The sequence below is a fragment of the Sulfurihydrogenibium sp. genome, assembly GCF_028276765.1.
Taxonomy (GTDB): domain Bacteria; phylum Aquificota; class Aquificia; order Aquificales; family Hydrogenothermaceae; genus Sulfurihydrogenibium.
In genome coordinates this window covers 1-12,843 of record NZ_JAPYVU010000002.1, presented here as the reverse complement: position 1 = coordinate 12,843, position 12,843 = coordinate 1, and the positions used below count along the sequence as shown (strand labels likewise).

Here is a 12,843-nt window from a genome sequence, read left to right as displayed (position 1 = left end):
TCTATGAATCATTTCGGAAAAACTTTCTCAGAGTTTAAAATTAAATACAATTTAAACACAGTTCTTTTAACTACCCTATGTTTTATAAATTTTAATTTTCACTCTACCGTAACAGTTTTTGCTAAGTTTCTTGGTTGGTCAACATCTTTGCCAAGTATAACAGCTATATGATAAGCAAGCAATTGTAATGGAACTGATAAGACTATCGGATATAGGTTTTCATCCGAAACAGGAGGAATTTTAACGATTTCATTTGAAAGCTCCTTTATCTCTTTATCCTCGGAATCTGTAAGGGTTATTACGATGCCTTTTCTTGCTTTTACTTCTTGAATATTAGAGATCATCTTTTCATATAAGCTATCTTTTGGAGCTAAGCATACCACCGGAAGGTTTTCGTCTATCAGTGCAATAGGTCCGTGTTTCATTTCTCCAGCAGGGTATCCTTCTGCATGGATGTAAGATATTTCTTTAAGTTTTAATGCTCCTTCAAACGCTATAGGATAATTTAAGCCTCTACCTAAGAACAGAAAATCCTTAGCATTATGGTATTTATAAGAAATTTCTTCTATAATTTTATCTTCTTTTAAAACTTCGTTTATAAGTGTTGGTAAATGGCTTAACTTTTTGTGATGCTCTTCAAATTCCGACGCTGTTATATTTCCTCTTTCAAGACCTGATTTTAAAGCAAAAAGCAATAATGTAATTAACTGAGCTGTAAAAGTTTTTGTTGCTGCAACTCCAATCTCCGGACCGCAGTAGGTGTATAAAACATAATCACTTTCTCTTGATAAAGAGCTACCTACTACGTTGACGATAGATAGAACTTTTGCTCCTTTTTTTCTTGCATCGATTGCTGCAAATCTTGTGTCTGCCGTTTCTCCAGATTGGCTGATTGCTATAATTAATGTTTTATCTGAAACCGGAAAGTCTCTGTATCTAAACTCAGAAGCATAATCAACTACAACCGGTATTTTTACATACTTTTCTATCCAGAATTTGCCGACCAATCCTGCATGGTATGATGTTCCGCAAGCTATGATCACAATATTTTGAATTTTATCTAACTGCCTAAAAACAGGATTGTCTAAGTTTGAGAAAAATCCTGCAAGCGTATCTGTGATTGTTCTTGGTTGTTCGTATATTTCTTTTAACATGAAGTGTTTATAACCGCCTTTTTCAGCAGCAGCTATGTCCCAGTTCACAGTAAATGGCTTTTTTTCTTTTTTATTTCCGTTTATATCGTAAATTTCTACTTTATCTTTTGTTAAAACTGCCATTTCTTCATCATCAAGAGTGATGAATTTCTTAGTGTATTCTAAAACCGCCGGTATGTCGGAAGCTATAAAGTTTTCACCTTCTCCAAGTCCAACGATTAAAGGGCTACCTTTTCTTAGTCCAATTATTTTATCCGGCTCTAAGGTGGATATAACTCCAATAGCATAAGCTCCTTCAAGCTGTTTTGCCACTTTTAAAACAGTGTTTAGAAGATTTCCATCGTATAAATCTTCTATAAGATGTGCGATTACTTCTGTATCTGTTTGGGATTTAAAAGTATAGCCTTTCTTTATAAGCATTTCTTTTAATGAAGCGTAGTTTTCTATGATTCCGTTGTGAACTACTGCTATAGCTTCACTTTTACTTATATGTGGATGGGCGTTTTCTATAGATGGTGGCCCATGGGTTGCCCATCTTGTATGTGCTATACCAATTGAACCATTTATATCTTTGCCCCATAAATACTCTTGTAAATCCTTTACCTTACCAACCTGCTTTTCAATAATTATCTGTTTTTTATTCTCGTCTAAAACAGCGATACCTGCAGAATCATACCCTCTATACTCTAATCTCTGAAGTCCGTGAAGTAGCACTGGCACTGCTTTTCTATGTCCTATATAACCAACAATTCCGCACATTTATTGCTCCTCCAGGGTATTTAAAATGATAAAATGATATAAGTAATTAAATTATACCTTTATACGTCGGGTGAGAAATTTAAAAAAACATGAGATTCTTCGCCGGCTACAGAATGACATATAAAATTATCTTTTTCTCTAATGTTTATCAACCAATCTTTTTTTGTCATCCTTGAGGACGAAATCCTAAGGACCTCCTTTTTAAATTCTGTAAAAATCACCAATATAAACAACTCGCTTTTAGCAACGCTTAATGTGTATTCATCAATGTTTAACCTATTCACTTTCTAATTCTTTCCTCGCATTTAAGATTATCTCTTTCATCTTTCTAACTGCTTCGTATAATCCTAAGAATATAGCATTTGCAATGATAGAATGTCCTATGTTTAATTCTTCAATTTCTTTTATCTTTGCTATCTCTGAAACATTCTGATATGTTAGACCGTGTCCTGCATACACTTTTAGACCTTTTTCCTTAGCATATTTTGCAGCTTTTTTTATTCTTTCAAGTTCTTTTTCTACGTTTTTACCATAAGCATTTGCGTACTCGCCTGTATGTATCTCTATTGCATCAGCACCTACTTCTACAGACGCGTCTATCTGCTTAAAGTCTGGGTCTATGAATAGACTAACTGTAATACCTTGCTGTTTTATTGGTTTGATAAAATCTTTAAGATAATCTACCATAGATACAACATCTAATCCACCTTCTGTGGTAATTTCTTGTCTTTTTTCCGGGACTAAGGTGACGTTGTTTGGCAGTGCTTCCAATGCTATATTTTGCATCTCATAGGTTGGTGCCATCTCTAAGTTTATAGGGATATTTGTGTCTTTTAATTCACACTTTAATCTAAATAGGTCTTCATCTTGTATGTGTCTTCTGTCTTCTCTCAAATGTAATGTTATCTGGTCGGCTCCGGCTTCAATGGCTATCAAAGCTCCTTTTACTGGGTCTGGTTCTGTTGTTTTTCTTGCCTCTCTAAGGGTTGCTATATGGTCTATATTAACTCCAAGTCTCATTTTTGCTTACCTTTCTGATTTTAGTTTTTTGAAAGCTTCTTTTGCTGCCTTTGCTTCTGCTTCTTTCTTTGATTTTCCTTTTCCTGTTGTTTTTATTTCTTCAACATGACATTCTACTGTAAACGTTTTATCGTGCTCTGGACCTTCTGATGAAATTAATTTATATGTTGGTATTTTACCATAAAGTCTTTGGGTTTCTATCTGTAAAAGAGATTTATAATCTCTTGGTAGATTTTCTTGTTGTATGTCGTTTATAACAATTTCTTTAAAATTTTTGTTGAATATCTCTCTTGGTATGTCTAAATTATACTGGCAGTCTGTGTATATTGCCCCAAAAACTGCTTCAAACACATCACAAAGGAGTGATTCCCTCTCTGCTCCTTTTTGAGATTTTTCACCTTTGCTTATCAAAACAAAATCTTGAAAATGTACATTTCTTGCCAATTTTGACAAGTAAGCTTCGCTTACAATAGCGGACCTGTACTGGGAAAGCTCTCCCTCCCTTGCATGGGGAAACTGTTTAATAAGAATTTCACTGATGATTAAGGATATAACTGCATCTCCAAGAAATTCTAAAACTTCATAATCTGGTATTTTTTTATGGTATTCAGCTACAAAAGACCTATGAGTTATAGCTGCTAGCAGCAGAGATTTATCTTTAAAAGTGTATCCGATGATTTGTTCAAGCTTTTTTATTCTATCTTTAAATTCTCCTACCGATTCGTAATTATCGGCAGATAGATTTTTTTCTTCCATATCATTTTATTTAATCTTCAAAAGCCTTAAATGCTAAGCAAGCATTGGTTCCACCAAATCCAAATGAGTTAGATATTGCAACTTTTACAGGGTACTCTATAGCTTTGTTTGGCACATAATCTAAATCACATTCAGGGTCTGGATGTTCGTAGTTTATTGTTGGTGGAATAACTCCATTTTTGATAGTTAAAACAGTTGCAACTGCTTCAACCGCACCTGCTGCACCAAGAAGGTGTCCTATCATTGATTTGTTTGAGCTAACTTTTAGTTTGTATGCATGGTCTTTAAACACTTCCTTTATCGCCAACGTTTCTATTTTATCGTTTAATGGAGTAGATGTTCCGTGAGCGTTAATATAATCAACCTCATCCGGGTTGATTCTTGCATCGTTAAGAGCCATCATTATAACTCTTTTTGCACCATCTGCATCAGCACATGGAGCTGTAATATGATAAGCATCGGCCGTCAGTCCGTACCCTACAACTTCAGCATAAATTTTAGCTCCTCTTTTCTTTGCATGTTCTAACTCTTCTAAAACCACTATACCGGCACCTTCACCCATTACAAAGCCGTCTCTCTCTGCATCAAATGGTCTTGATGCTTTTTGAGGTTCATTATTTCTTGTTGATAAAGCTTTCATGTTAGCAAATCCAGCAACTCCAAGTGGCGTAATGGCAGATTCTGTTCCGCCTGCTATCATAATGTCAGCATCGCCTCTTTGAATTATTTTAAATGCATCACCAATAGAATGTGTTCCTGTTGCACATGCTGTTACAACACAAGAGTTCGGACCTTTAAATCCAAACTCTATGGATATATAACCTGCCGCCATGTTAGAGATTCCGGAAGGAATAAAGAAAGGAGAAACTCTCCTTACTCCTTTTTCCATTACTACTTTCTGCTGTTCTTCAATGTCCCTTAAGCCGCCGATACCGGTTCCGACTATAACACCAGCCCTCGTTAAGTCAATCTTGTCAAGTTCTAATCCAGAGTCTTGTATTGCTTCTTTTGCTGCTATTACAGCAAACTTAACGAAATCACTCATTCTTTTTAATTCCTTAGAATCTAAAAACTGCTCTGGATTGAGATTTTTAACTTCTCCGGCTATGATTACAGGCAATCCTATGGCTACTGGGTCAAATCTTTTGATTACGTCTATACCACTGACGCCCGCTACAAGATTTGACCAGAAGTCTTTTACGTTATTACCTATTGGTGTTACAGCCCCTAAACCAGTAACGACGACTCTTCTCATACTTATTTACCCTTGTTTTGATTGTTTTGAGTTAATATAGTCTATAACATCTTTAACGGTTGTGATTTTTTCAGCATCTTCGTCCGGAATTTCAATGCCAAACTCTTCTTCAAAAGCCATGATTAACTCAACTACGTCTAAAGAATCTGCACCTAAATCGTCTACAAATTTTGCTTCAGGTGTGATTTTTTCAATATCAACACCAAGTTGGTCTGCTATAATCTGTTTTACTTTTTGTTCAACTGACATTTTTAATACCTCCTATATTTAAAATTTTTTAATACATTCCGCCGTTTACGTGGATAACTTCACCGGTTATATAACTTGCCAAGTCGGATGCCAAGAATAATACAACGTTTGCAACGTCTTCCGGCTTTCCAAATCTGTTTAAAGGTATTTGCTTAAGATACTGAGCTTTAATATCTTCCGGAAGTTCTGCTGTCATATCAGTTTCTATAAAGCCGGGAGCAACTGCGTTAACTGTAATATTTCTTGATGCAAGCTCTTTTGCTAAGGATTTTGTAAATCCTATTAATCCAGCTTTTGTGGCTGCGTAGTTTGCCTGCCCTATATTTCCAATAAAACCAATAATAGAGCTTATATTTATAATCCTTCCGTATCTTTGTTTAATCATTAGTTTTACAACTTGTTGAGTGATTTTAAACGTACCGTTTAGATTTACATTGATAACGCTGTTCCAATCTTCTTCTTTCATTCTGATAAAAAGTGTATCTTTTGTAATTCCTGCGTTGTTAACAAGTATATCAATTTTTCCTTGTGTAAAGCTGTTTATTTCTTCAAAGCTTTTTGAAATATCTCCTGTCAAATCTAAATCTATTCCAAATGCTTTAACGTTATATTCTTTTTCAATATTATTTGCTAAAACTTCAGCTGATTTTCTATCTCTACCAGTAATGATTACATTGGCCCCAAGCTTTGCGAATTCTATTGCAATTGCTTTACCAATACCTCTTGTAGACCCTGTTATAAGTACATTTTTACCAGCAAAATTTAGCATTCTAACCTCATTTAATAAAAAATTGTTAATATTTTACCACAAAATGATAAAATTTTAGTCATAATGTGAAATGTTGTGATAGATGACATGTAAATGACTTTAAAAATGCTCGTCACTTCTCACTTTCTAACATCTTTTGAATTTTCAACCGTATATAATATAAATGTAGATTAACAAAAGAGGTTTCCAGCCTTGAGCACATTTATAACCAATCATGGAAATAAAGACCTTAAAAGAAGACTACAAGAGCTTATAGAAATCAGCACAGAGTTAAAATTTCTTGTTGGGTTTTTCTATTTTTCGGGAATAAAAGAGTTCTACGAAACTTTAAAAAATCTCTACGAAGAAGGCAAGCTTTCGCAGGAACATATAAAAATCTTAGTAGGATTAAACGTAGACAAAGGCAACTACGGACTGTATGAAGCAGCAACAAAGCTTAAAAGTAAAGATGAGTATTTTCAAGCTTTAATAAACTCTGTAAAGACAGCATTTACAAGCCAAGAGTTAGATAATCAAGATATATACGAGCAAGCTGAATTTTTTGTAAAACTTTTAGAAGAAAAAATAATAGTCATAAGAAAGACCAGGGAGCCTAATCATTCAAAGCTTTATCTATTTAAAACAAAAGAAAAATCAGCACCAAGCCTTTTTATAACAGGAAGCAGCAACCTAACAAGAGCAGGACTTGTAAGTCAAAATGAGTTTAACGTTGAGATAAAAGACTATGGATTTGAAGAAGCAGAAAAGTATTTTGATGATTTATGGAAAGATTCAATACCATTGTCAGAAGATGATGTGAAAAAGCTTGTTAATACTATTAAAAACGAGACTGCGTTAAGAGATGTAGACCCATTTTCAGCTTATGTTTATCTACTAAAAACATATATTGAAACCCATAAAACAAAAGATACATTTAAAGACCTTGTAGAGCTTATGGAGAGAAAGGGCTATAAGCCATACTCTTATCAGATGGAGGCTGTTTCTCAGGCTATTGCAAACTGTAAATCTCATGGCGGAACGATTTTAGCCGATGTTGTAGGTCTTGGGAAAACCGTTGTTGCATGCATGGTAGCAAAGGCATTAGGAAAAAGAGGTATAGTCATAGCACCACCTCATCTTATTGGAAATGAAGAAAAATCCATAGGATGGAGAAAGTATTTAGAAGATTTTGAGCTGTATGGCTGGGAAACTTACTCCGTTGGAAAGTTGGAAAAAGCCTTAGAGTTTGTTAGAGAGCATGATAATATAGAGGTTGTAATAGTTGACGAGGCACACAGGTTTAGAAATGAAAATACTCTTAGCTATCATTATCTTAAAGAGATATGCAGGGGAAAAACAGTACTACTTCTAACAGCAACGCCTTTTAACAACAGACCTTCTGACATTTTCGCACTTTTAAAACTCTTTACCATACCAAAAAAATCAACCATTGTATTTGACGAAGACCTTAAATCTAAATTTGAAGAGTATGAAAGCCTTTTTAATAAACTTTCTTACATAAAAAACCATTACAACTCTCCAAACAAGAAAAAAAGAGAAAGAGCTTTAAACTACTACAAAGAAATTTTTGGTAAAAATAATGTAGTAGTAGAAATAGACAACGTAAAAACAGAGACTAAGGAATTAGCAAGACATATAAGGTCAATACTTGAACCGGTAGTAATAAGAAGAAACAGGCTTGATTTAAAGCATTACAAAGAAAAGGTTGACCTGTCAGAAGTTAAAGACCCAATAGAGTGGTTTTATGAGCTTACAAAAGAGCAGTCAGGATTTTACGATGAAGTAATATCAGCTTTTAGCGAAGAAGAGCTGGGAGGAAGGTTCAAAGGTGCAATCTACATTCCAATCAAATATGAAAAAGGCATTAAAGATGATGATGAGCCTGAGTTAAAAGAAGAAGAAAGCTTTTTACTTACATATCAAAGAAACCTTTATGACTTTATGAGAAGGCTTTTAGTTAAAAGATTTGAAAGTAGCTTTGGCTCATTCTATGAAAGTATAAAAAGATTTAAAAGTATTCATGAAACAGCCTTAGATTTTGTCAAAAAAACAAATAAGTTTATCCTTGATAGAAAGCTAATGGAAGATTTAGCAGAAAAAGACTCTGACGAGATTTTAAAAGAACTTGAAAAATATGAACAAGATTTAAAAGAACAAAAGATAAACGCTGAATATTATAAAATTTACGACTTAAGCAACTTTAAACAAAAAGATAAATTTATAAAAGACATACAAAACGATATAGAACTGTTTGATGAATTTTTGGAAAAGATGGAAGAATTAAGACTTACACAAAACGACCCAAAGGCAGATAGGCTTATAAAAGGCATTGAAGAGTTTTTAAAAGAAGATAGAAAAGTTGTCATATTTACAGAATATACAGATACTGCAAAACATTTAGATGACATACTAAAAAAACATTTTAAAGATAAAGTCTTAGTAGCCTATGGAAATATAGGAAAAACAACCTTTGAAGAAATAGCAAAAAATTTTGATGCACAGTATAAGCACCAAGAAGATAAGTATAAAATCCTGCTTACGACGGATAAGCTTTCTGAAGGATACAACCTAAACAGAGCAGGAGCGGTAATAAACTATGATATACCGTGGAACCCTGTTAGAGTTATACAAAGAGTTGGAAGAATAAACAGGATAGGTAAAAAAGTATATGATGAGATATATATAGTAAACTTCTTCCCAACAGAGCAAGGAGCCGATATAGTAAGGTCAAGACAGATAGCCCAAACAAAGATGTTTATGATTCATAGCATACTTGGAGAAGATGCTAAAATCTTTGACCCATCAGAAGAGCCAGAAGCATCAAAACTCTATAAGAGATTAAACGAATACAAAGAAGATGAAGAAGAAAGCTTCTTTACGAAAGTTAGAGATGAGCTTAAGCAGATAGAAGAAAACTATCCGGAGGTTATAAAAGAAATACAAAATATGCCTCAAAGAGTAAAAACCGCTAAGCAGTCTGATAAAAACGAGCTAATGGTCTTTATAAGAAAAGGCAAAGACTTATTTGTAGGCTATAAAGATTATGCAGAAAAACAGCCAAAAACAGTAAGCTTTGAAGAAGTTTATGAAAAGATAAAAGCTACTGCTGAGACAGAAAGATTGAGAGTATCAAAGGATTTTTGGGCTAATTACAAAATAGTTCTTGATAAAAAAGCATACATAAAAAGAAAACCTAAATCAAGAACCATAGAAGGAGACGCTCTTAACCTATTAAACGATTTAAAAGATAAAGACATTGGAGAGTTAAGGTCTTTTGTCTTAGCTTTAATCAAAGATATTGAGGAGTATTCAAGCCTTTCAGAGTATATCTTGCAAAGAATAGTTAAGATTGAAAAGTATTTGGATAACATAGAAGAAGTGAAAAAAGAGTTAGAAGAGATTAAAAAAGAGATTGGAGAAGATTTTATAGAGAGAGTAGAAAGTCAGTTAAAGTTGCTGGATTTAGAAAATCAAGAAGTTATTATGGCAGTAGAAAATCAAGAGTTTACAAGTCAGATGTGAGAGGTGAGAAGTAAAAGATAAAAGGCTGAGATTCTTCGCCGGCTGCAGAATGACGCTATCGGATTGTTCTTTGTCATCCAGCAGCGGAGTGAAGGATCTCCTCTTTCGAGAAGCGAGAGAAATGACCTAATACCTGTAAAGGGCGATTCATGAATCGCATCTGCAATTTAATTGATCTTTTTATGTAAGTGGGTTCAAAAACCGCTCCAACAAATAATAGCATTTATAAACTGCCCTACAATATTAAAATGTTTTATAATATCCTGCATTAAAATAAAAAGTCAGGAAAGTCAGCCGATGGAGAAGCTTTCAACCCTTGCAAGAGATTTTTCACTTAAAAATTTAGAAAGATATTTATTAGACAAAGGTTTTACTGTTGATATAAGCCCAGTTTACGACATTCAAGATATTGAAGAAAAATATAAAGTATCAGACATAAAAGAAATTGGATACATCAGATTAAAGCAAGATGCAGATTTAGTAGTTTTTGCCATCAAGCTTGATAACCTTACAGAAAGGACAAGTAAGAAAAATCAGTTTGATATTGCTAAAAGACTTTTAGAAAAGTATCAAAAATTTTATGGACTATTTGTATTTTATGACGATAATAAAAACTTTAGACTTTCTTTTGTGTTTAAGACTACCCATGGCACAAAGGCAACGTATAGCCACTACAAAAGATTTACGTTTTACGTAAGCCCAAACTTACCAAACAAAACGTTTATAAATCAGCTTCAAGATTGTGATTTTACAGATTTAGACTCTATAAAGCAAGCTTTTAGCACTCAACCTATCACAAGAGATTTTTACAACGAGCTTCAAAATTGGTATTACTATGCACTTGATAAAGTTAAATTTCCTGATGATTATAAATACTCTGATGACCCGGAAAAAGACAGAGAAATCAGAAACGCCCAAAGCTTAATCAGGCTTTTAACAAGATTAATTTTTATATGGTTTTTGAAAGAAAAAGGCTTAGTGCCAAATAAATTATTTGATGAAAAAGAGCTAAAAAAGATAGTTAAAGACTTTGGCAAAGGTAATAATTACTACAATGCAATTTTACAGAATCTATTTTTTGCAACATTAAATAGACCTATAGAAGAAAGAGGCTGGGCAGAAGATAAAGGTTTTCCTGCTAACAAAAAAGACTTTGGAGTAAAAAGCTTATACAGGTATGAAGATAAGTTTTTGATAAGTAAAGAAGAAGTAATTTCAGAGTTGTTTAAAAATATTCCATTTATAAACGGTGGACTTTTTGACTGTTTGGATAAAGATAAAGTCTACATAGATGGATTTTCAAGAAATGAAAAGAAGCAGGCTAAAATCAGTGATGAGTTATTTTTTAGCGAAGAAAAAACAGTTGATTTATCCAAATATGGTTTAGGCAAAAATGTAGAAGTTAGAGGACTTATTGATATCTTAAAAAGCTACAACTTTACAACAGATGAAGCAACGCCGATAGACCAAGAGATAGCCCTTGACCCAGAACTACTTGGAAAAGTGTTTGAAAATCTTCTTGCAAGCTATAATCCAGAAACTAATACCACTGCAAGAAAGGCAACAGGTAGCTACTACACACCAAGAGAGATAGTAGATTATATGGTGGAAGAGAGCTTAAGAGAATATCTAAAAACAAAAGTGCCAGAAGCAGAAGATAAACTTGATGATTTGTTTTCTTATTCTGATAAAGAACCAAACACTTCAGATGATTTAAAAAGAAAATTAATTGAAGCAATAGACCAAATAAAGATAATAGACCCTGCCTGTGGCTCCGGTGCTTTTCCAATGGGAATTCTTCATAAGCTTGTATTTTTACTTCAAAAGCTTGACCCGTCTAATAAAGTTTGGTATGAGATACAGGTAGATAGAATTAAGAAAGAAAGCAAAGAAGTATTAGAAATAGCAAAAGATGAAAACACTTTAAAAGAGTTGTTAAACGAAGTAAAAGAACATTTTGACGAAAGCATAAACTATCCAGACTACGCAAGAAAGCTTTATTTGATAGAAAACTGTATATATGGAGTAGATATACAGCCTATAGCTATACAGATTAGCAAGCTAAGATTTTTTATATCTTTGATATTAGACCAGAAAGTAGATAGAGATAAGCCAAACTTTGGAATTTTGACATTGCCTAATCTTGAGACTAAGTTTATCTCTGCAAATGCTTTGATTGGACTTGAAAAGCCTAATCAAAAATCTTTAAGAAGTCAGGAGATTGAAAAGTTAGAGCAGGAGCTTAAGTTTTTGAGACACAGATATTTTAGAATTAAGTCAAGAGCTGAAAAAATTCAATTACAAAATAAAGATAAAGAGCTGAGAGAGAAGCTAAAGAATGCTTTGATTAATGATGGTTGGAATGATAAAGTAGCTGAAAAGATAGCTAATTTTGATATTTTTGACCAAAATGCATCTGCTGATTGGTTTGACCCAGAGTGGATGTTTGGAGTAGTTGATGGCTTTGACATTGTGATTGGTAATCCGCCACATGGTGCAGATATTAAAAAATACAAGGATTATATAGAAGACCATTACAAATTTTATGAAACTCGCAAAAATTCAGCATCTTTATTTATAGAAAAAGGATTTAACCTTTTGAAAGAAAAAGGTATTCTATCTTATGTAATACCAAAATCTATAACTTATGTTGACAGTTGGGAAAGAACCAGAAAGCTGGTTTATAAAGAAAATAAGCTTCTAACACTGATTGATATTTCTAAGGCTTTTGAAAATGTTAGACTTGAACAAATTATTTTGATTAGCCAAAAAATTAAAGAAAAATCTTATTTTTACAAAGCCGGTGATTTTTGGAACGATAGGATTGAAATTATAAACGATGTTAATTCAGAAATCATTGAAAAATTGGAAATTTTGCCAATCTACATTGATGAAATCAAATTAGAAATTCTTAAAAAGTTAATGCAAGATAGCTTAAAACTTTATAACATCTCAGAAACTTTTAGAGGCTTGCCATTCCAAAGAAAAATTTCAGATACAGGCTATCCTATTTTAAGAGGAAAAAATATTAACAAATACCAAATATATAGAGATATTGATAAAGTCAAACTAACTAAATCAGAGTTAAGCAGCGCAAGAGTTAAGAAATATATGAGACCTAAAATAATTTCTCAAAATATCGTAGCTCATGTTATGAAACCTTTTGACAGAATAATCATTATGGCAACTTATGATAAGGAAGGTTATTTAACACTTGATACTGTAATGAATACATACTTTGGGTGAGAAATTCAAATATAAATAAAACATCTAAAAAAACTCCTTGGTGGCAGTTAAAATTGTAATAGCAAAAATTCCACCAAGGAGGTAAAAATGCAAAACTCTAATCTTTATTTTAC

8 protein-coding genes are annotated in these 12,843 nt (G+C 33.1%); 2 read left to right on the top strand and 6 right to left on the bottom strand.

Going from position 1 to position 12,843, the window contains the following annotated elements; all coding sequences use genetic code 11:
- Nucleotides 1-98: 98 nt before the first annotated feature.
- From glmS to fabG, 6 genes are all read right to left on the bottom strand, one after another.
- Nucleotides 99-1,913 (bottom strand): glutamine--fructose-6-phosphate transaminase (isomerizing), encoded by a 1,815-nt coding sequence (gene glmS / locus Q0929_RS00515; RefSeq protein ID WP_299237641.1) that lies wholly within the window; start codon nucleotides 1,911-1,913, stop codon nucleotides 99-101.
- Between the two features lie 276 nt (nucleotides 1,914-2,189).
- The gene (locus tag Q0929_RS00510) at nucleotides 2,190-2,933 is read right to left on the bottom strand and encodes a pyridoxine 5'-phosphate synthase (protein ID WP_299237640.1); all 744 of its coding nucleotides are present in this window, start codon (nucleotides 2,931-2,933) and stop codon (nucleotides 2,190-2,192) included.
- 6 nt (nucleotides 2,934-2,939) lie between these two features.
- Nucleotides 2,940-3,689, bottom strand: coding sequence for a ribonuclease III (rnc, locus tag Q0929_RS00505; protein ID WP_299237639.1), 750 nt, complete (start codon nucleotides 3,687-3,689; stop codon nucleotides 2,940-2,942).
- Nucleotides 3,690-3,699: 10 nt separating this feature from the next.
- A complete protein-coding gene (fabF, locus tag Q0929_RS00500) occupies nucleotides 3,700-4,944 on the bottom strand; it encodes a beta-ketoacyl-ACP synthase II (protein WP_299237638.1) in 1,245 nt (414 codons plus the stop codon).
- Nucleotides 4,945-4,950: 6 nt separating this feature from the next.
- A complete protein-coding gene (gene acpP, locus Q0929_RS00495; RefSeq protein ID WP_299237637.1) occupies nucleotides 4,951-5,193 on the bottom strand; it encodes an acyl carrier protein in 243 nt (80 codons plus the stop codon).
- Between the two features lie 28 nt (nucleotides 5,194-5,221).
- A complete protein-coding gene (gene fabG, locus Q0929_RS00490) occupies nucleotides 5,222-5,962 on the bottom strand; it encodes a 3-oxoacyl-[acyl-carrier-protein] reductase (protein ID WP_299237636.1) in 741 nt (246 codons plus the stop codon).
- Nucleotides 5,963-6,154: 192 nt separating this feature from the next.
- On the opposite strand from fabG, the gene Q0929_RS00485 reads away from it, so the two are divergent.
- Together Q0929_RS00485 and Q0929_RS00480 are read left to right on the top strand one after the other, a co-directional pair.
- Complete coding sequence (locus Q0929_RS00485) at nucleotides 6,155-9,484, top strand: helicase-related protein (RefSeq protein ID WP_299237634.1); 3,330 nt, start codon at nucleotides 6,155-6,157, stop codon at nucleotides 9,482-9,484.
- Nucleotides 9,485-9,781: 297 nt separating this feature from the next.
- A complete protein-coding gene (locus Q0929_RS00480) occupies nucleotides 9,782-12,730 on the top strand; it encodes an N-6 DNA methylase (protein ID WP_299237633.1) in 2,949 nt (982 codons plus the stop codon).
- Nucleotides 12,731-12,843 lie beyond the last annotated feature (113 nt).